This is a genomic window from Devosia sp. UYZn731 (assembly GCF_040546795.1).
GTDB lineage: Bacteria > Pseudomonadota > Alphaproteobacteria > Rhizobiales > Devosiaceae > Devosia.
Map to the genome: position 1 here is coordinate 1 of NZ_JBEPOL010000013.1, position 19343 is coordinate 19343.

Genomic DNA, 19343 nt, shown 5'->3' on the forward strand with positions numbered 1-19343 from the left:
CCCCGGCAAACAGCCTGGGAACGATCAAAACATGGGTCAAATCTCAGTGAAAATTTACGCCCTCAGAGGGTCAGTTCTCAGTGGCAATCAACACCTTTAGCCCTGTGCAGGACGACGCGGCCGGGACTGCGATGGCGGCGGTTGAGCGGCAGCGTCACCGGTTCGGGCGATCCGCGAACCCGATTTTTCCCAATTGCTTTTCCCGGCTTCCATCCCTCTCAAGCACATCACACCAAGGCCGCCTGGAGGCTCGGCTAACAAGGCTTGAAGTTTTTGTATATTATGGCAATATACAGCAATGATCGACTGGCAACGGATCACCGGCTTTGAATGGGACGCGGGGAATGCCCGCAAGAGCGTCGAGAAACACGATGTTAGCCAAGCCGAAGCCGAGCAGGTGTTTTTCAACGAACCGCTGCTGACGGTTCCCGATACCAAGCACAGCGCGGGCGAGGCGCGAATACACGCGCTCGGATGCACCGATGACGGAAGGCTGCTTCATATCACCCTGACGCTTCGGGATAGCGAAACGAAATTACGGGTTATTTCGGCCCGCGACATGAGCCGCAAGGAGCGCAGTTACTATGAGCAAAGCACCTAAGCCGGTTCCGGCTTTCGCAACCGAGGCGGAAGAACGAGCCTTCTGGGAGGCTCATGATTCCACCGATCACATCGACTGGCGCAAGGCGGAGCGGGTTCGGCTGCCGAACCTTAAGCCGTCCTCGACCTCGATTTCGTTGCGATTGCCGAACGCGCTGCTTGAACGGATCAAGGTCGCCGCGAACAGGCGCGACGTACCCTATCAGTCCCTCATCAAGACTTGGCTGTCCGAGAAGATCGACGCCAGCAAGGGCTGAACGTGGGACACTACACTGTACAGCAGCCAGCGCGAGACCTGGGAGCTTAGGCGCCGAAGGCCCGATGGTTCTTTCCAGAGGCCATCCATGTGCGACAAGACTGCCGAAGTCGTCGCGCCTGCTGGAGGTTGATCCAACCTAGTTCCCAAAAACAATCGTGACCGCTAAGACATATTCTGCCTACTGAACAAGCGTTTTAGGTGGATCGATTGGCATCGATATCAACATATGAGACCAAGCATTTTTCTGAGTTAGACCCCTCTGGAAAGAGGCGTGCCCGAATGATGGGTATTGGAATGCCGCTGATAGGGCGATACCTGAGAAATCAGGTTTCAGTCCGATTTAGGTTGGGTGCCATAGACGGCGACTGTCTCGTTGGTTCGGTGATGGCAGTGTATGAGGGACATCGAGGATGGATATCGCGCATTGCAGTTCTAAGTTCGCAACGAGGCACTTGGTGAACCAAAAGCAAGCGCGTAGCCGATTTTGGTGCAGTCTGTTCGGCTTGGTGCGCAATGATAGTCGCCGCGAGAACTAGGCTACTGGTCATACACAACGCCCGTGCCGGTGGCGGGGCAAGGCGCAGGTATCTAATTTGCATCGCCTTGCTTAAAGAAGCCGGGGCAGCCGTTGATATTGTCGAGACACGAAGCGCCGACGAAGGGACGACGGCCGCTGCTTCTGCAGCCAGCACCAAACGCTTTGATGCCGTCATCGCAGCGGGAGGGGATGGGACCGTGCACGCTGTTGCCCTGGGCCTTATCGGCAGTTCCACCCCCTTGGGCATCATCCCAACTGGCACCGCCGATGTCTACGCCAGGGAACTCGGAGTGCCACGCTTCCCCAGCGACCTAGTGCATCTCATCTTGCACGGGACAGAACGTGCTATGCCGGTAGGCGAGGTAAACGGGCGGCCATTTCTGTTTGTTGTAGGTGTGGGACTGGACGCGGACGCTGTGAGACTATTTGAAGAGCGCGGCGCAAGGAGATTGGGTCGACTCGGGCTGGTCTGGCCCGCTCTAACCGCCCTGATGAATGCCAACGGCGCGGTGCGGGTTAAGACTGAGCGTTCCGATGGAGAGGTAAAATGGGTCATTGTCACTCGCGCAAGGCGTTACGCAGCAGGCTTAATGCTGGCGCCTAAAGCGGATTTGGGACGATCCGAGTTCCACGTGCTCTCGATGACAGGGAGCTTAGTAGCGCGCATTGGCCAGCTCTCTGCACTTGCCATAGGCCAAGCGCGAAATGCTCCCGGGGCCACCCTCAAATCCGCTGACTGGGTGCTAATAGAGGGGGATGGGAACACTGCGGTGCAGGTTGACGGCGATGTCGCGGGACCGCTGCCGCTTTGCATCAGAACACATGACAAGTCACTTCGCATTATTCTACCTTACGGCGATCTAGGCGGGCCTTAAGGCAATTGGGTATCTCAATATGAAGCACTGGCAATATCCTGCTTTTGGCGCGGTCGCCCTGCTCCTTGGTGGTTTCGGGATTTTAGCAGACGAAGTGTCGGAGGGTAGCACCTTCGCATTCGACCAAGCCATCCTTCTCTCCCTAAGGCAGCCCAATGACCTGGCCCACCCCATTGGGCCTGCATGGCTGGCGGAAGCCGCGCGTGACGTCACCGCGCTTGGTGGCGTCCCCGTCCTTAGCTTAGTCGTCCTAATCGCGGTACTGTTTCTGACGTTGTCTCACAGGCGGTCGACTGCCATGCTGCTCGCTGCTTCAGTTGCCAGCGGCGCTATTGTGAGTACGATCCTGAAGTTTGTTTTCGATAGGCCAAGACCGGACATTCCGGGCGTGGCGCACATGGTTAGCGCGAGCTTTCCAAGCGGACACTCGGCTCTCTCGGCCATCGTCTATTTGGTTCTGGGAGTAATACTATACGACCTGTCCAAAGACCCAACCGTGCGCCGTGCGATTATCGCTGTCGCGCTGGTGCTGTCGCTCTGCATCGGCCTCACTCGCATCTACTTAGGCGTGCATTACCCCTCAGATGTCGTGGCTGGTTGGTCATTGGGCGGTGCCTGGGCGATTTTGTCCATCTTGGCTCTAGGTGTCGTTAGGAAGCGATATGAGATTCCGACAGAAGGAGCAGGGCCACCGCTGAGGTGATACCAGAACCTCGGCCTGTGTGGCTAATATTGCCTGCGTAACGGTTTTGCATATAAAATAATGGGATATTGGCCGGAATTAGAATTGTTGGCCTCTGAAATTAGACCGGCGCATTAATTGGTGGCCGAAGTCTAGCTCACAATATTATCGGTGTTAACCGATGTTGAAAGCGAAATTACGGACTAACGAGCGCGCCTTTTTGCACGCGCGCCCGTTCCATCGGGAAATTTATTTAGCCCTCGATTCTCCACCATAATGCGCAGTGTTAGCATGGCCGCATTAAGCACGCTGAACACCGCGGCGACCCAGACCAACCCTAACACCATGGGGATAGCGATCATTTCTGCGGCTACAACTAGGGTCAGGACTCATTGATTGAGCCAGAAGATAAAGCTGGCAGCAAAAGCGATTGCGGATAGGAAAGTGTGAGCACATCGATCGTACCAGGTGTGGATGCGCCTCCAATCCTTGAGACGTGCGAACATGTTCTCGATGCGGTGTCGTTGGCGGTAAAGCGTTCGGTCGTGTGAGATCTGTACCTTGCGATTGATCTTTGAGGGGATACAGGGGGCGATGCCGCGTTCGGCAAGCGCCTTGCGGAACCAGTCGGCGTCATATCCCCTGTCGGCGAGCATGGCTTTGGCTGGAGGCAGCGTATCGACCAGCATGGCAGCGCCTTTGTAGTCGCTGGTCTGCCCTTCAGTCAGCACCAGGCGGATGGGCCGACCGCTGCCATCGCAAACGGCATGGAGTTTGGTGGTCAGACCACCCCGACTGCGTCCGATACATCGGGGTAGAGCCCCTTTTTGAGCAGGCTGGCGGCGGTACGGTGTGCCTTGAGATGCGTCGCATCGATCATCAGTCGGTCCGAAGTATCGCTGCCTCCTGCCAGTTCGGCGAAAATCCGGTTGAACACGCCGAGCCGGCTCCAGCCGATGAAACGATTGTAGATCGTCTTGGGCGGCCCATAAGCCGCAGGTGCGTCTCGCCACCGCAAGCCGTTGCGGATCACGAACAGGATGCCACTCAGGACACGCCGATCATCGACCCGCGCAACACCGTGCGACAACGGAAAATACGGTTCGATCCGGCGCATCTGCGCCTCCGACAGCAACAGCAGGTCATCCATGGCGACACCTCCGCCACCATAGAATCAATCCTCGGCAGACCTCGCAACCAATTTAATAGGTCCTGACCCTAGTTTCGGCGTGAAACCGCCATGCCCCATTCTTTCAAAAAGATTCGACATGACCAAAAACTTCGCCGCAGCAATTATCCGGTCGCCAGCTCGGTGCGGGTTCCCTTCTCGGGCAACGCATTACCGTGCAACTGCAACCAACCGTCAAGCCTGTTTCTGCATAATGCCCAATATACGAGTTGTTGGGGACGACAATGCGCGTGCCGAATGCCGGACCAAAGAGCGAGCGCATATCCGTCGCCTCCAGCCATCGTCGCGGCGGCACAGATTATGACAGTCCTACGCCTCATTATGGCTCCTGGGCTCGATAACACAAAGGCAGACGCAACTAACGTCCCGGCGCGGCTATGCATCTCCGCAGTGGCGATTTTGTCGGCAACAACATGGACAGCCTTGATCACAGGCTAGGGCGAAGGATTTTCTGGACCATCACCAACGCGGGGTCGTCCGGATAGCTCTGGGTGGTGAAGCCAAATTCCTTTTCCAGTTGTATCGCGGAGTGGTTGGACCTGCTCTCGAGCGACTGCAGCAGCCGGACGCCTTTGGCCTCGGCGTAGCGCGTTATGTGACCCAGCAGTTCCCACCCCAGCCCCATGTTCCTATGGTCGGCGCTGACGGATATCGCCACCTCGCCGACATCCAGGTTTTCGTCGCAGGCGAGCATCGCTGACGCGATGATCGGGCCTCCGTTGCCCGCAATCGCAAGGAAACTCTCCGTTCGACGATGATCGACGCGGGTCATCGCCAGGAGTTGGTCATGCCCGACCCGCTTTTGACTGCTCAGGAAGCGGAACCGCAAATCCTCGGGCGTGACCTGTTCGAAGAACCGGCCAAGTGCTGCTTCGTCTTCCGGCTGCACGGGCCGCACGTGGAACTTGAACCCGGTGTGGGTGGTCAAGTCTGTGCTCGATTCGGTCATGGTCTCGACCCTCCTCGGATTTCCTTTGCGCGCGACGCTTGTGCCGCTTGAGGTCGCAGATGATCCTGCGACTTCATTGTGCCACGTAGCCGCCATCGACCAAGTGATAGCTGCCTGTGATGAACGACGCCTGCTCGGACAGCAGAAAGCACGTGAGTGCGGCAACTTCCTCCGATCGACCCAAGCGACCGATCGGGTGCAGGCCCGCGATGTGCTTGAGCGCAGCGTCATCCAGGGTCTTGGAGAGCAACGGCGTATCGATGAAGCCCGGGCCAACTGCGGTGACTCGGATACCATGGGCGGCGTACTCGATCGCCGCTGCCTTGGTGAGACCGAGGACACCATGCTTGGCCGCGACATAGGCTGCCGAGCCGGAAAATCCGACCGAACCAAGGATCGAGGCCATGTTGACGATCGACCCGCCCCCTGCCCGTACCATGGCAGCCAGCTCGTACTTCATGCAGAAGAAGACGCTATTGAGGTTGATGTCGATGACCTTGTGCCAACCATCGAGCGGATAGTCCGCCGTGGGAGCGCTTGGTCCCCCGATCCCAGCATTGTTGACTGCCAGATGCAGCCCGCCATAGGTTTTCTCGGCGAAGGCCACCATGGCCTCGACTTCCAGGGGATCGGCGACGTCGATCTCGAAGATCGAAGCCTCCCCACCGGTCTGCTTGATGGCATTGAGTACGTTCCCGGCGCCTTGGGCATCACGATCAGCAAGGACTATCTTTGCGCCTTCGGAAGCAAGGCGGGTGGCGATCGCGGCACCGATGCCGGACGCGGCGCCGGTCACCAACGCAACCTTGTTGGAAAAATCATTGGTCATTCAACGGTCCTTGTATGGTTGTCGAAGCGCCCGGACTTGGATCGGAGCATAAGTCGGCGCATTTCTTCTTTATTTCGGAAGCGGCTCAAGCGACTTCAGATAGGCAACGATCGCCGCGGCCTGGTCAGGGTCAAATTCGAATTCCGGCATTTCGTCATGCGCAGTAACGATGCCTTCGACCAAGGCTTCCGAGAGATTTTCGACGTCGTAGCGCAGGTGCAGGTCGCGGAAGCGAGGGGCGGTGGGGAACGGGCTGTCGCCCGTCCGTTCGGTCGCGTGGCAATCCGTGCAGTACGTGCTGACGAGGTTGTGGCCAGTCGAAACCGGGTCAAACTCGTCCGCTGTGGCCATGCCGCAGAGTCCGGCCAATACAGAGCAGACAGCGACTATCGCCAAACTGTTCGAACCGCGATGCTCATGCTGCCTTGCCCTTGCCACTGACATCCTCGAACTCGGCATCGACGATGTCCTCGCCGGCCGATGCGTCGGTCTGCTCGTGGCCGTTCGATGGGGATGGCCCACCAGCGTTGTCCTCGGCGGCTAGGGTCGTGACCATCTGCTCGATCGCCAACAGTCGCTCCGTCGCCGTGGTCAGTGCCGCAAGGTCACTGCCAGACGCAGCCGACCTCATGCCTGCAAGTGCCGCCTGGGCATCTTCCCGGTTGGCGATCGAAATGATCGAACCGTGTTCACGAAGAGCGGTCTCCACGCGATGGACCATCGCGTCAGCATGGTTCTTGGCGTCAACGAAGACCCGGCGGGCCTTGTCGGACTCAGCGTTGGCCGCCGCCTCCGACACCATGCGCTTGATGTCCTCGTCCTTGAGCCCACCATTGGCCTGGATCTTGATCTGCTGTTCCTTGCCGGTCGCCTTCTCCTTGGCCTGCACCGACACAATGCCATTGGCGTCGATATCGAATGTGACCTCGATCTGCGGCGTGCCGCGCGGCGCCGGAGTAATGCCCGTCAGTTCGAAGCGTCCGAGCGACTTGTTGTCGCTCGCCATCTCGCGTTCGCCCTGCAAAACGCTAATGTTGACCGCGCCCTGATTATCCTCGGCAGTGGAAAACGTCTGGCTCTTCTTGGACGGAATGGTGGTGTTGCGCTCGATCAGGCGGGTAAATACGCCGCCCAGCGTTTCAATGCCAAGGCTCAATGGCGTAACGTCCAACAACAGCACATCCTTGACGTCGCCCTTGAGCACGGCACCCTGAATGGCAGCCCCGATGGCAACCACCTCATCGGGATTGACGTTACGGGCCGGCTCTTTGCCGAAAAACCGTTTGACCACCTCGATGACCTTGGGCATGCGCGTCATGCCGCCCACCAGGATGACCTCATCGATCTGGTCGGCGGTCACGCCAGCGTCCTTCAGCGCCGCCTTGCAGGGCTCCATGGTGCGCGCGATCAGGTCTTCCACCAAGCTTTCGAGCTTGGCGCGCGTCATCTTGATGAGCAGGTGCTTGGGCCCGGAGGCGTCTGCCGTGATGAAGGGCAGGTTGATCTCGGTTTCCTTGGCCGAGGACAGTTCGATCTTGGCCTTCTCGGCGGCCTCCTTCAGGCGCTGCAGGGCCAGTTTGTCGGACCGGATATCGATCCCTTGCTCGCGCTTGAATTCTGCAGCGAGGAAATCGATAACGCGGGCGTCGAAATCTTCTCCGCCCAGGAACGTATCGCCATTGGTGCTTTTGACTTCAAAGACACCGTCGCCGATTTCCAGTACGGAAACGTCGAAGGTACCGCCGCCGAGATCATAGACGGCGATGCGGCCGGTCTTCTTCTTGTCCATGCCATAGGCCAAAGCGGCCGCAGTAGGCTCGTTGATGATGCGCAAGACTTCGAGTCCGGCAATTTTGCCGGCATCCTTGGTGGCCTGGCGCTGGGCATCGTTGAAATAGGCCGGAACGGTGATGACTGCCTGGGTCACGGTTTCCCCCAGGAACGCCTCGGCAGTTTCCTTCATCTTGCCCAAGATAAAGGCGCTGATCTGCGATGGCGGGTACTTCTGCCCCTGCGCTTCGATCCAGGCATCTCCAGTGTCGGCGCGCACGATGGCATAGGGCACCAGGCTCTTGTCCTTGCCCACCATCGGATCATCGAACCGGCGGCCAATGAGGCGCTTGACGGCGTAGATCGTGTTGGTGGGATTGGTCACCGACTGGCGCTTGGCCGACTGGCCAACAAGACGCTCGCCGCCCTTGGCGAAGGCGACGATGCTCGGCGTGGTGCGGGCGCCTTCGCTATTTTCGATCACGCGAACGTCCTTACCATCCATGATGGCGACGCAGGAATTGGTAGTACCAAGATCGATGCCGATAACTTTGCTCATAGCCAGGCTCCTGAAAATAAGGGGAAGGGGTGGAATTCGGTCGTCAGGCCCGCGGCTCGGTCGCTAGAGGCTCTGTTGGCGCTGAAGCCACGAGCACGACTGCAGGACGCAACAGGCGGCCGTTCAGCGTCCAGATGGGCGACACGGTATGGGCAACAGTGCCGGCCGCTTGGGTCGATACCTCGCGCTGGCCGATCGCCTGATGCAAATCCGGAGTGAACACGGCGCCCGTCGGGTCTTCCATCTTGACGCCATTGCGCTCCAGCATGCCCAGAAAGCCGCGTTCGATCTCGACCAGACCAGCGCGCAAACCGGAAAGGCTCGTTGGCTCGTCCGACGTTGCCGGGGGAAGGCTGGCCAAACCCCGCCTGAGGTTTTCCGCTGCTTCCACCATGTCAATGGCGAACTTCTGCATGCCGAAGTTTCGTGCGTCATCGACGTCGCGCCGCGCGCGCGTCCGGACATTGACGATCTCGGCCTCCGAACGCATCCAGCGGTCCCGCATCTCGGCGAGTTGGGACGTCAGATCGTCGCCTTTAGGGTAACCTGCCGGACCGGTCTCGACTTCGGGTTCTGCCGGCTGCTGTTGGTCGTGGGCTGGCATTGATCGCTCCAGAGTTGCGGGTCAACGACGCCCATTGCGGGGAACCTGAAACCCAATCGTTCTGGCAGGAGGCTATCGGGAGCCCGATGAGCACATCAGGGACGGAAACTACTCAAGCCACATTTCCCAGGGGGATGCGGTAGGGTAGTTTTCCCTGCATCCTAGCGATTTCGAGCGGCCAGTTCCTGTAAGACCTCGGCGCGCAGATCGCTTGGGACCGCCTCCTGGATGACTTCACCCAATTGCCGAACATGCCGGCGAAGGTCGTAGAGCTGGTCGATCAGCGACAACACGATGGGCAAAGCGGCGTCGTTGACCTCGAGATCATCGCGCAGTTCGTGGATCAGAATCACCCTGGCAACGTCGATCTCCCCAAAACTGAGGACATTGCCAACGGCTTCGGGCTTGACCCAGTCGTTGCGAACCCACAGTTCCACGTCGGCACGGTTGAGTCCTTCCGTCTGGCTCACCAGCACATCGATGGTGATCATGACGATTCCTCCATTTCTGCGCGGGGATTGAATGGCTGGGCTGGCTTCCAGGTTTTGAGGAACGCCTCAAGGGCCGGGTCCGATGGTCCCACCATGACGCGCAGCGTGGCATGGAGATCACCGGCCGCAGCGCCGCCGTGTTTGGGAACACCCCGCCCCCGCAGCCGAAGCTCGTTGCCGCTATCGGAATGCGACGGGATACGCATCATCACCGGGCCCGCGGGAGTCGGCACTTGCACAGAACCGCCCAGGGCCGCCTCGGCCAGGGTTACGGGAAGCACGAAACTGATATCATTGCCCCGGCGCTCGAAGAACCGATGGGACGCGATATCGATCTCGATGAGCGCATCGCCGCCTGGCCCGCCCGCCACACCGTTGCCGCCCTGCCCCCGGAGCCGCAAGACCTGACCCTGGGCGGTTCCGGCCGGGATTTTGACATCGAGTGTGCGTCCATCGGGCAAAGTCAGACGCCGTGTGGCTCCGTTCACCGCATCCAGGAACGCGGCGGTTAGGGTGTAGCGCTGGTCTTCGCCCGGCCTGGGCCCGTTGTTGGGGCGGCGGCCTTGATTGAACATTGACCCGAATAGATCGCTGAAGTCAGCCTCATTCCAAGCCTGGGACTGGGGACCCGCGCGGCTGTAGCGCTGGCCTGCAGTACTTTCGGCTTGCTCACGATAACTGGGACCGCTGGGCCGCTCCTGGCCAGCGGCATCAAGTTCGCCGCGGTCAAAGCGGGCGCGCTTGTCCGGATCGGAAAGCAGCTCGTTAGCTGCGGCAACGGTCTTGAATTTTGCCTCGGCTGCGGCATTGCCGGGATTGAGATCCGGGTGGTGCTGCTTGGCGAGTTTGCGATAGGCGGCGCGAATGTCGTCCTGGCTCGCATCGCGTTTGAGGCCAAGAGTCACATAGGGGTCTTCCACGGCGTTGCCTTATGTTGACGCAGGCAAACACAGGTAGTGCCAAGCCTGCCCAACCTGCACCCTCGGAATCTACTCAGCTCTGCAAGTCCACCACGGCCCGCCGCGCTCGATTGCGGGGTGAAGTCCCAGACTTGGTGGTCAAGGCTACAACTCTGCGACTATAGATTGCCGGTCTGCATCGCGGCAACAGCCAACTCCTCAGGCCTGCCGCAGACCATCGCCGACAATTTGGGTAATTTCCGATGCTATCGCAGCACCCCAGTTTCGCTCACCTTCAGGTGACTGGCGACACTGGGAGGCGCGTCGCGTCCTCGTTCAGCCAGCAAAATGCCTGGATATGTAGGAAGCGCATCCCGCGCCAACGGACCAGGACTCGGAGCGTTTCAACCATGACGAGCGATAGCGATCTAAAGAAGTCCGTGCTGGCCGAACTGAGTTGGGAGCCCAGCATCACCGCGGCCCATGTCGGCGTTGAGGCCAATGCCGGCGTCGTGACGCTGACCGGCCACGTCGACAACTACGCGGCCAAGTATACCGCCGAAGCGGCGGCCGGTCGTGTCAAGGGCGTCAGGGCGATCGTCGAAGAACTTGAAGTCAAATTGCCAAGCCACGTCAACAAGGGCGACGAAGCCATCGCGGCGGCGGCCGTCGATCGTTTTTCATGGTCCAATGCCGTGCCGCACGACTCGCTCAAGGTCAAGGTCGAGAAGGGATGGGTTACGCTGTCTGGCGAAGTGAACTGGCATTTTGAAAAGGCCGCCGCAGTCCGCGAAATCCGTGATCTTGCTGGCGTGATCGGTATTTCCGACCAGATCAAAATCAAGCCACGCGTCAATATCACCACTGTCAGCAGTGATATCAGTCACGCCTTGCATCGCTCCTGGTATGATCCCAAGACTATCACCGTGCGCGCCGATGGTGGCAAGGTGACACTGAGCGGTACCGTTACCTCCTGGCACGATCGCGAAGAAGCCGAAACCACCGCCTGGGCCGCTCCCGGCGCTACCTCGGTCGAGAACAATCTCGCCGTGGTCTGGTAGCCGCTCCGCCGGGCCGCATTGCGGCTCGGCATACCTGCACACGCAATCGTAACCGGTAATCCGCGCGCCGTTAGCGCAGATCGGACCGTCTCGCCGGTACGCCGCTCGTGCTGCTGGAGCCGCCTCGCACCTGCGGTCCTCACCTTCAAAAGCCAAACGGGGTTAGGATCTGATTGACGGCGTCCAAAACCCGTCATCGAGCACCGCAGATTGGATCTGCAAGCCCCGGTATCCGCGCTGTGGTGGTCCTGCGAAACAGCCGGCATAGTTGCGTTACTAATATCCGCCGTTTGCACTGCTTTGAGGATCGCCACCGGAGATCGTGCGAACGGTGCGGCTCTCCATAGCGCTCGCGATGGCATCGGCGAGTTGGATATCGCTGAACGGCTTCTGCAGCACCACGGCTCCACGATCGAGCGTTTCGGCGACCAGGCTGTCGCCGCTGATGTAGATGTGCGGGACATAGCCGTGGGACAGAATTTTGCTCATCGCGGCGATGCCACTGCCAATGCGCAGCCGGCAATCGATGATAATCAGGTCGGGATTGGATCGATGGGACGCGGCGACTGCATCGGTCTCGGTGCCAGCGTTTGCACACACGTGATGCCCCATCTCGTCCAGCACATCGCCGATGGCCATGGCAATCATCCCCTCGTCCTCAACCACTAGCACGCGCAGGCTCCTCATGAGGGATGACGGCGTTCTGCGCCGCCCTCGTTTCTGCTGAAATCGAGGCGCCGCAGCGGGTCCGCCGAACGCGCAAAGATAATTTCCGAAAGAGAATTGTGTGACGCACGCATTGGTTCAAGCCTTGTCCTGATGCGACGCCGCCGCACGATGGCACCACGCAAATAGTGGCACCAGCAGCGTACGATCGCCCCGTTAGTCAGGCCAACAATAGCGTTATTGGCCCTCAACCAAGTAGGGACGGAAACTACTCAGCCCCACACGTCACGAACCTGCCGTCACGCTTGGACCCTGCCGGACACTGGGTGTTTTCCGACCCTGCCGGAAAGGCGGTCCGCTGCCTAGAACAGCTAATGATCTCATTAGCACTCAAGGACATCGACATGGACTATACTGACGCAACCGTGGCAACATTTGCCGCCCACCCCGACGCTGATGCTGCCATAAAGAAGCTGACGGCGGCCAATTTCGATATCAGGAAACTCAGTGTCGTCGGCAAGGGCTACCACACCGAGGAAAACGCCGTAGGCTTTTACAATACCGGCGACCGGGTGAAATTCTGGGGCTCCCGCGGCGCGTTCTGGGGCGGCCTCTGGGCGCTATTTTTTGGCGGTTTGTTCATCACCACCCCAGTGATCGGACCGGTCATCGCCCTGGGCTATCTCGCGGCAACGGCCATCGCTGCCATCGAAGGCGCTATCGTCGTTGGCGGGCTCAGCGCCTTGGGCGCGGCGCTCTACAGCATCGGGATCCCAAAGGACAGCGTCGTCCGCTACGAAGCTGCCATCAAGGCGGACGGGTTCATCGTCATGGTGCATGGTTCGAGCGAAGAAGCAGCCCGCGCCAAGGCGATCCTCGCGACCGCAAATGCCACGAGCGTGGAGAGCCACAGCGCGATCAACGCCAAGCCGAAAGCCAGCGCTGCTTGATCCAGAGCAACAACGCTAAACCGCTCGTCGGGTAGGATGCGCTGACGGGCCTTTCATTGGCGAATCCCGCGCGGACAATTCAGCACAAAGGTCTGAGCAATGCCGCGTATCTTGTTGGTATTGAAATCAAATTATGACGCCATCCTGCTCAGCATTGCACTGGTCGGGCTGGCCTTCGGCACGACGCTGTTCCTGAGTGGCGCTTCAGGTGCAAACGCTGCCTGGGCGGCGGGCACCGCGCCAGTGCTTGGCGGCTTGCTGTTACAGATTGCCCGCTCCCTCCGGCGCGGAGATGTCGGCCTCGATATCGTTGCCGCCCTTTCGATGTCTGCAGCTCTGGCATTTGGCGAACCTCTCGCAGGCAATGTCGTCGCCCTGATGTACTCGGGTGGCCAACTGCTGGAGACCTTCGCCGCGGGGCGGGCACGTCAGGAAATGAGCGCGCTGCTCGGTCGCGTTGCGCGTACGGCCATGCGCTACGTTGGCTCGACGTTGCACGAAGTGCCCATTACCGAACTCGTTCCGGGCGACCGCCTGCTGATCCGGCAGGGCGAGGTGCTGCCCGTCGACGGGCGTGTGGCCAGTGGCCAAGCTCAACTCGACCTGTCAGCCCTGACCGGCGAGTCGGTGCCCGTCCAGGTTTGCTCCGGCGGCGAGGCGTTGAGCGGGGCTACTTTGGTTGGCGCACCCTTCGATCTGATTGCCACCCGGCCTGCTGCCGAGAGCACTTATGCCGGCATCGTACGTCTCGTGGAGGCTGCCCAAAACAGCAAGGCGCCGATGGCTCGCCTGGCGGATCGCTATGCCATGGCCTTCCTGATGCTCACAGTCGCGCTCGCCGGTGCGGCCTGGGCCTTGACCATGGACCCGATACGCGCGCTGGCCGTACTGGTCGTTGCAACTCCCTGCCCGCTGATTCTGGCCGTTCCTGTCGCCATCATTTCGGGCATGTCGCGCACGGCGCGGATCGGGGTTCTGGTCAAGAGTGGCGGTATGCTGGAAGCTCTCGCTCAGGTAGAGACCGCAGTTTTCGACAAGACCGGCACGCTGACCGGCGGAAATGCCGTCGTCACCGCGATCCATGTGGCATCGGGGTTTTCCGAGGATGAGGTGCTGCGCCAGGCAGCAAGTCTGGATCAGGCCTCAAGCCATGTCGTGGCCGGAGCTCTGCTCAAGGAAGCCGTTCAACGCCAGCTGGTGCTGTCTGCACCCAAAGAGGCTGTGGAAACCGCTGGCGAGGGCATGGTGGGGTTGGTGGGCGATACCGTGTCGCCCTGGGAGGAACCGAATTCGTGAGCGGTACGCTGACGGGTGGCGGGTTCGCGGAGTTGTCCCGGGGTGTGCCGGGCGACGCCATGACCGTCGCCGTCGCAGTGGACGGATCACCCGCCGGACTGATCGTGTTGCAGGACCGGGTTCGCAAAGACGCGCAGCAGTCGCTGGACGCTTTCCGCACTGCAGGCATCACCCGAATTGTTCTGGCGTCCGGCGATCGAAACGATATCGCTCTTGCGGTCGGCACCGATCTCGGCGTCGACTTGGCGTTGGGCCAACTAACACCCAGCGAGAAGGTGTCGGTAGTCCAGCATGAGGCCGTGAACGGACCGGTAATGATGGTCGGGGATGGGGTCAACGACGCGCCGGCCTTGGCTGCGGCCGATGTTGGCGTGGCGATGGGCGCGCGCGGCGCGGCTGCCTCTTCGGAAGCATCGGGCGTCGTTCTGTTGGTAGACGCCTTGGCACCACTGGCGAAAGCCATTCTCATTGCGAAGCGAACGCGCCTCATTGCACTGCAAAGTGTCTTCGTTGGTTTGGGCCTGTCGCTCATCGCGATGGTGGCCGCGGCTTTTGGGCTGTTGCCGCCCGTTGAGGGCGCCCTGTTGCAGGAGGTGATCGACGTTGCCGTCATTCTTAATGCCCTGAGAGCGCTGCGATGAGGCGCCATCCATTCCGTGGACCTACCGGAATAACGAAGGCAGGAAGGCCCTAAGTCAAAGCCAGATAACGTGTTAGGTTCTCTCCAGACAGCTTCGAGCTGATCGGGTCGCACGTTCGATAGTTTCGACAACAGCGTCCCTTGAGCTGCCAAAGGCGCGGGCAGCAACCCTCCGAGAGGGGAAATTATGATCCTCGACCCAAAATCTGCACTGCTCCATGCAACGCCTGCCCGAACGCTCGTAGCGATCGGTGCGTCGGCTGGCGGACTCGACGCCTGCACGCGCTTTGTCGGCGCGATGCCGGTTGGGCAAGGGATCGGCATGATTCTTGTGCAACATCTCGACCCACGCCACGAAAGCCTGATGGTGGCGCTATTGGCGACCCGTACCGGCTTTGCCGTGGAACAGGCCGTTGAAGGTGCCGAGGTTTTGGCGGATCATCTATACGTCATTCCACCCGGCGCCTACCTCACCGTCAATCAGGGCAAGCTGCACCTGCAATCCCCGCCCGACCACCAGGGAGCTCGTCTGCCATTCGATACGCTGCTGGAATCCCTGGCCACTCAACACGGTGAGCAAACATTTGGCGTCGTTCTGTCTGGCACTGGCACCGACGGCAGCGCGGGACTGCAGGCATTAAAAGCCGCCGGGGGTTTTTGCATCGCCCAGGACCCAAAGGAAGCTGGCTATGACGCCATGCCGTCAAACGCCATCGCCACCGGTGCAATCGAAGTGATCGCCACAGCTGCCGCCATACCAGCGGTGATCCAGCGCCATTTAGGAGGCTCGCGACACGCCACGAAAAAGACTGTGGCAGCCCCCGTCACGCCAGACGATTTGCTGACCGACATTCTCGACGCGATCAAGACTGGCAGCACCCACGATTTCAACGGGTATAAGCTTGGTACCGTGCTGCGCCGCGTCGAGCGACGCATGGCGCTGGCAGGGCTTTTGCCATCTGCAATGGCGCAGTATCTCCAGATGCTCCGTTCCCACCCGGCCGAGCAGGACCTGTTGGCGAGCGACCTGCTCATCAACGTCACCAGCTTTTTCCGGGATCCAAAAGTGTTCGACTACCTGGCGGCCAATGTGCTGCCGGGTCTGATCGCTGACTGCCGGGACGGCGAAAAGCTGCGCATCTGGACCGCAGGCTGCAGCACCGGCGAGGAAAGCTACTCGCTGGCCATGCTCCTCAAGGAAGCTATCGATGCTTCTGGCAGGGACATCCCCGTCCAGATCTTTGCGTCCGATGCCGATGAGGATGCGGTGGCGACTGCACGGCTGGGAACCTATGACGACACCATCGCCCAGACGATGGCGCCTGAGCGTCTTGCGCGGTTCTTCATTCAGGAAGGTTCGAGCTATCGTGTACTGCCTGAGCTTCGCTCGATGGTCGCATTCTCGGTCCAGAACGTGCTGAGCGATCCGCCGTTTTCCAAACTGGACCTCATCTCGTGCCGCAACCTGCTGATCTACCTCAGTCCAGAATCCCAGGCCAAGGTAATGTCAGTTTTCCATTTTGCGCTGCGCGCTGGCGGCGTGTTGCTGCTGGGATCGGCGGAGACTGCAGGCAACGCCCCCGGACAATTCGAACTCATATCCAAGCCTGAAAAGCTCTATCGGCAAATTGGCCCCATTCGGCACGGAGACATCGGCGTGACCATCAAAACCAAGGCTGCGTCGTCCGTTAGCAAGCAACCGATGATCGGCATGGCGCGGCAAATATCTCTGTCCGATCTTTGCCGAAGATTGGTCATGGATAGCTATGCGCCAGCCGCCGCGCTGATTGATGCCGGCAATGGCTGTGTTTTTTCGATGGGGCCGACCGACCGCTATTTGCGGATCGCGCCGGGCTATCCCACGACCGACCTGCTGGCGATGGCGACGCCCGCCCTCAAGATCAAACTACGCGCGGCCTTGCAAAAGGCACGCGAGGGTAACAAGCGTATCGTCGCCGATGGCGGCAGAAGTCGCGAGCACGGCACGGCGTTCAAGATTGACGTGCAACCTGTCATCCATGAAGGGATCGACTATTGCCTCGTCTGCTTCATCGACACCATCGCGCCTGCACGGTCGGCCAAGGGCTCGGCAGACCGGACAGACGGGACCAACCAACTTGAGCGCGAACTGGAGGCGACAAAAGCGGACCTGCAAGATGCCTTGCGCGACCTCGAGACTTCCGGGCAGGAACACAAGGCGGTCAACGAAGAGGCGCTCTCGGTCAACGAAGAATATCAATCGACTAATGAGGAATTGCTCACCTCCAAGGAAGAACTGCAGTCCCTTAACGAGGAACTGACCGCGCTCAACAGCCAGTTACAGGAGACGCTGGAGCGCCAGCGCACCACGTCAAATGACTTGCAGAACGTGCTTTATAGCACCGACCTTGCCACCATTTTTCTCGACACCAAACTCAACATCCGTTTCTTCACCCCAGCAACCAAGGCGCTGTTCAGTGTCATTCCCGGCGATGTCGGTCGACCGCTTTCCGATCTCAACGCATTGGCCAGTGACACCGCGTTGCTCACCGATGCTACGGCAGTTCTGAAGTCCAAAGTTCCCATCGAGCGGGAAATCGAGACCCTAAACGGCGACTGGTTCATCCGACGCATCCTGCCCTATCGGGCGGAGAACGGTCAAATCGAGGGCGTCGTTATCACCTTTGCCAATATCACGGAACGCCGCCACACCGCCGAAGCACTCGAAATCGCCGAACGCACTGCCCGCTCCGCCAATATCGCCAAGTCCCGATTCCTCGCGGCCGCCAGCCACGATCTGCGTCAGCCGTTGCAGTCGCTCAAACTGGTCCAAGGAATGCTGTCCAAGTCGATGCACGACGAGGCGGCCAAAAAACTGCTGGCGCGGCTGGATGATACGGTCGGCGCCATGTCCGGTATGCTCAACACCTTGCTCGATATCAACCAGATCGAAGCGGGCACCGTCCAGGCACACAAAACAGCATTTCCCATCGACGACATCCTGCGACGGCTGCGCGGTGAGTTCACCTATGTGGCCCAGTCCCAGGGCCTCAAGCTGCGTGTCGTACACTCAAGCCTCGTCGTCCTCAGCGACCCACAATTGCTCGAACAGATGATGCGCAACCTGCTCGCCAATGCCCTGAAATATACCAGGACGGGCAAGGTCATTATCGGCTGCCGCCGGCGGGGGGATCAGGTCAGCATCGAGATCATCGATACCGGCATCGGTATTCCCAAACGGGAACAGGCGGCCATTTTTGAGGAATACCACCAGCTTCACAACGAGGCGCGCGAGCGAAGTCAGGGGCTGGGGCTGGGTCTATCCATCGTCAAACGTCTCGGCGACCTGCTCGATCACCATGTCGGCGTCCAGTCCACGCCGAACCGGGGATCCTGTTTTTCTATAGCCGTCCCAATGGTGGGTACAGCTGCTGCTGCTCGGCCCACTACCCTCGCCAACACTGCCCCAAAGGCGCGCGTCGCCAGAATTATGGTTGTCGAAGACGATCCCGAAATCCGTGACTTGATGCAAATCCTGCTCAGGCAGGAGGGCCATGAAGTGGAGACCGCCGCCGACGGTCCACTGGCCCTTGACATGGTCGGCAACCAGGGCTTTGACCCACAACTCATCATGGCTGATTTCAACCTGCCCAACGGTATGGACGGCATTGAGGTCATAGCGGACCTCCGTGGCAAATTGCATCGCAAGGTCCCGGCCATCATTCTGACCGGAGACATTTCGACCGGTGCTCTGCAGAGCATTGGCCTGACGGACTGCCTGCATTTCAGCAAGCCGGTCAAGGCCATCGAGTTGGTCGGAGCCATCAACCGGCTGCTCGCTGCTGAGAGCGCGGCACCGGCTGTCGCTAAGGTGGAGGCAGAAGCAAAGGCCGTAGGCTCGGTCGTCTACATTGTTGACGACGAACTGAGTATCCGCTCCAGCTTGCGCGAAGTGCTGGAATCCGAAGGCCTATCGGTACTGGACTTCGCTACTGCAGAAGCCTTCCTGCTCGCCTATTCGCCGACTGGGGATGAATGCCTTCTCGTCGATGCGTATCTGCCCGGGCTCAATGGCGTCGAGGTAATCCACAAGCTGCGGGCGTTGGGCCATGGCGTGCCGACTATCATGATTACCGGCAGTAGCGATGTAACTATGGCTGTCGATGCAATGAAGGCAGGCGCTATGGATTTCATCGAGAAACCGGTTAGCGCTGACGAACTGCTTGCCGGGGTCCGACGGGCACTGGACACATGCCGCGACGCCAGCCGGATCGCGAACTGGCACGACGAAGCGGCCGGCCATCTGGCGGGCCTCACGAAGCGCCAACGCCAGATCATGGACATGGTGATGGCCGGACACCCCAGCAAGAACATTGCCGCCGACCTTAATATTAGTCAGCGCACGGTGGAAAATCACCGCGCAGCCATCATGGAGAGGACCGGAACGAAATCGCTGCCTGCTTTGGCTCGGCTCGTCATCGCCGCAAATGGTGCCGGCTGATCGTGT

Annotated in this window: 18 protein-coding genes; 9 read left to right on the forward strand and 9 right to left on the reverse strand. The window is 59.9% G+C overall.

Annotation, left to right across the window (positions count from 1 at the left end):
* The first annotated feature begins 298 nt into the window (after positions 1–298).
* From ABIB57_RS24025 to ABIB57_RS24040, 4 genes are all read left to right on the forward strand, one after another.
* Positions 299–601 (forward strand): BrnT family toxin, encoded by a 303-nt coding sequence (locus ABIB57_RS24025; protein ID WP_354043810.1) that lies wholly within the window; start codon positions 299–301, stop codon positions 599–601.
* The gene (locus tag ABIB57_RS24030; RefSeq protein ID WP_354043812.1) at positions 585–857 is read left to right on the forward strand and encodes a BrnA antitoxin family protein; all 273 of its coding nucleotides are present in this window, start codon (positions 585–587) and stop codon (positions 855–857) included. Before ABIB57_RS24025 ends, ABIB57_RS24030 begins: the two co-directional genes overlap by 17 nt.
* A gap of 515 nt (positions 858–1372) precedes the next feature.
* Positions 1373–2272 carry a diacylglycerol/lipid kinase family protein gene (locus tag ABIB57_RS24035; protein ID WP_354043813.1) on the forward strand — a complete coding sequence of 300 codons (900 nt, stop codon included), beginning with the start codon at positions 1373–1375 and terminating at the stop codon, positions 2270–2272.
* 19 nt (positions 2273–2291) lie between these two features.
* Entirely contained in the window at positions 2292–2975 is a 684-nt protein-coding gene (locus tag ABIB57_RS24040; RefSeq protein WP_354043814.1) for a phosphatase PAP2 family protein, read from the forward strand.
* A gap of 368 nt (positions 2976–3343) precedes the next feature.
* Here the strand turns inward: ABIB57_RS24040 and ABIB57_RS24045 are convergent.
* From ABIB57_RS24045 to ABIB57_RS24080, 8 genes are all read right to left on the reverse strand, one after another.
* A protein-coding gene (locus tag ABIB57_RS24045) for an IS5 family transposase (protein WP_354043815.1) occupies positions 3344–4104 on the reverse strand; the annotation gives its coding sequence in 2 pieces (ribosomal slippage) (positions 3344–3771 and positions 3771–4104; 762 coding nt in all).
* Between the two features lie 466 nt (positions 4105–4570).
* Positions 4571–5092 (reverse strand): GNAT family N-acetyltransferase, encoded by a 522-nt coding sequence (locus ABIB57_RS24050; RefSeq protein WP_354043816.1) that lies wholly within the window; start codon positions 5090–5092, stop codon positions 4571–4573.
* Positions 5093–5165: 73 nt separating this feature from the next.
* Complete coding sequence (locus tag ABIB57_RS24055) at positions 5166–5921, reverse strand: SDR family NAD(P)-dependent oxidoreductase (protein ID WP_354043817.1); 756 nt, start codon at positions 5919–5921, stop codon at positions 5166–5168.
* 69 nt (positions 5922–5990) lie between these two features.
* A complete protein-coding gene (locus tag ABIB57_RS24060) occupies positions 5991–6272 on the reverse strand; it encodes a c-type cytochrome (protein WP_354043819.1) in 282 nt (93 codons plus the stop codon).
* A 64-nt stretch (positions 6273–6336) separates the two neighbouring features.
* A complete protein-coding gene (gene dnaK / locus ABIB57_RS24065; protein ID WP_354043820.1) occupies positions 6337–8250 on the reverse strand; it encodes a molecular chaperone DnaK in 1914 nt (637 codons plus the stop codon).
* A gap of 43 nt (positions 8251–8293) precedes the next feature.
* Positions 8294–8854, reverse strand: coding sequence for a nucleotide exchange factor GrpE (locus tag ABIB57_RS24070; protein ID WP_354043821.1), 561 nt, complete (start codon positions 8852–8854; stop codon positions 8294–8296).
* A 161-nt stretch (positions 8855–9015) separates the two neighbouring features.
* On the reverse strand, positions 9016–9345 hold the full coding sequence (locus ABIB57_RS24075) for a chaperone modulator CbpM (protein ID WP_354043822.1): 330 nt from the start codon (positions 9343–9345) through the stop codon (positions 9016–9018).
* Positions 9342–10265 carry a DnaJ C-terminal domain-containing protein gene (locus ABIB57_RS24080; protein WP_354043824.1) on the reverse strand — a complete coding sequence of 308 codons (924 nt, stop codon included), beginning with the start codon at positions 10263–10265 and terminating at the stop codon, positions 9342–9344. The genes ABIB57_RS24075 and ABIB57_RS24080 overlap by 4 nt, the downstream gene beginning before the upstream one ends.
* Before the next feature lie 389 nt (positions 10266–10654).
* Between ABIB57_RS24080 and ABIB57_RS24085 the strand changes: the two genes are divergently transcribed.
* Positions 10655–11305, forward strand: coding sequence for a BON domain-containing protein (locus tag ABIB57_RS24085; RefSeq protein ID WP_354043825.1), 651 nt, complete (start codon positions 10655–10657; stop codon positions 11303–11305).
* Between the two features lie 276 nt (positions 11306–11581).
* Here ABIB57_RS24085 and ABIB57_RS24090 read toward each other — a convergent pair whose 3' ends face one another.
* Entirely contained in the window at positions 11582–11992 is a 411-nt protein-coding gene (locus ABIB57_RS24090; RefSeq protein ID WP_354043827.1) for a response regulator, read from the reverse strand.
* Positions 11993–12345: 353 nt separating this feature from the next.
* Here ABIB57_RS24090 and ABIB57_RS24095 point away from each other — a divergent pair, with 353 nt between their 5' ends.
* From ABIB57_RS24095 to ABIB57_RS24110, 4 genes are all read left to right on the forward strand, one after another.
* On the forward strand, positions 12346–12921 hold the full coding sequence (locus tag ABIB57_RS24095; protein WP_354043828.1) for a hypothetical protein: 576 nt from the start codon (positions 12346–12348) through the stop codon (positions 12919–12921).
* Between the two features lie 99 nt (positions 12922–13020).
* Entirely contained in the window at positions 13021–14217 is a 1197-nt protein-coding gene (locus ABIB57_RS24100; RefSeq protein WP_354043829.1) for an HAD-IC family P-type ATPase, read from the forward strand.
* On the forward strand, positions 14214–14858 hold the full coding sequence (locus ABIB57_RS24105) for an HAD-IC family P-type ATPase (RefSeq protein WP_354043830.1): 645 nt from the start codon (positions 14214–14216) through the stop codon (positions 14856–14858). The genes ABIB57_RS24100 and ABIB57_RS24105 overlap by 4 nt, the downstream gene beginning before the upstream one ends.
* A gap of 186 nt (positions 14859–15044) precedes the next feature.
* The gene (locus tag ABIB57_RS24110; protein ID WP_354043831.1) at positions 15045–19337 is read left to right on the forward strand and encodes a CheR family methyltransferase; all 4293 of its coding nucleotides are present in this window, start codon (positions 15045–15047) and stop codon (positions 19335–19337) included.
* Positions 19338–19343: the final 6 nt, after the last annotated feature.

Excerpts from the sequence above, each read along its gene's own strand:
- ABIB57_RS24060 (WP_354043819.1), bottom strand. The coding sequence starts at position 6,272 with ATGGCCACAGCGGACGAGTTTGACCCGGTTTCGACTGGCCACAACCTC.
- ABIB57_RS24040 (WP_354043814.1), top strand. The coding sequence starts at position 2,292 with ATGAAGCACTGGCAATATCCTGCTTTTGGCGCGGTCGCCCTGCTCCTT.
- ABIB57_RS24055 (WP_354043817.1), bottom strand. The coding sequence starts at position 5,921 with ATGACCAATGATTTTTCCAACAAGGTTGCGTTGGTGACCGGCGCCGCG.
- ABIB57_RS24095 (WP_354043828.1), top strand. The coding sequence starts at position 12,346 with ATGATCTCATTAGCACTCAAGGACATCGACATGGACTATACTGACGCA.
- ABIB57_RS24085 (WP_354043825.1), top strand. The coding sequence starts at position 10,655 with ATGACGAGCGATAGCGATCTAAAGAAGTCCGTGCTGGCCGAACTGAGT.
- ABIB57_RS24030 (WP_354043812.1), top strand. The coding sequence starts at position 585 with ATGAGCAAAGCACCTAAGCCGGTTCCGGCTTTCGCAACCGAGGCGGAA.
- ABIB57_RS24090 (WP_354043827.1), bottom strand. The coding sequence starts at position 11,992 with ATGAGGAGCCTGCGCGTGCTAGTGGTTGAGGACGAGGGGATGATTGCC.
- ABIB57_RS24025 (WP_354043810.1), top strand. The coding sequence starts at position 299 with ATGATCGACTGGCAACGGATCACCGGCTTTGAATGGGACGCGGGGAAT.
- dnaK (WP_354043820.1), bottom strand. The coding sequence starts at position 8,250 with ATGAGCAAAGTTATCGGCATCGATCTTGGTACTACCAATTCCTGCGTC.
- ABIB57_RS24075 (WP_354043822.1), bottom strand. The coding sequence starts at position 9,345 with ATGATCACCATCGATGTGCTGGTGAGCCAGACGGAAGGACTCAACCGT.
- ABIB57_RS24070 (WP_354043821.1), bottom strand. The coding sequence starts at position 8,854 with ATGCCAGCCCACGACCAACAGCAGCCGGCAGAACCCGAAGTCGAGACC.
- ABIB57_RS24035 (WP_354043813.1), top strand. The coding sequence starts at position 1,373 with ATGATAGTCGCCGCGAGAACTAGGCTACTGGTCATACACAACGCCCGT.
- ABIB57_RS24100 (WP_354043829.1), top strand. The coding sequence starts at position 13,021 with ATGCCGCGTATCTTGTTGGTATTGAAATCAAATTATGACGCCATCCTG.
- ABIB57_RS24110 (WP_354043831.1), top strand. The coding sequence starts at position 15,045 with ATGATCCTCGACCCAAAATCTGCACTGCTCCATGCAACGCCTGCCCGA.
- ABIB57_RS24050 (WP_354043816.1), bottom strand. The coding sequence starts at position 5,092 with ATGACCGAATCGAGCACAGACTTGACCACCCACACCGGGTTCAAGTTC.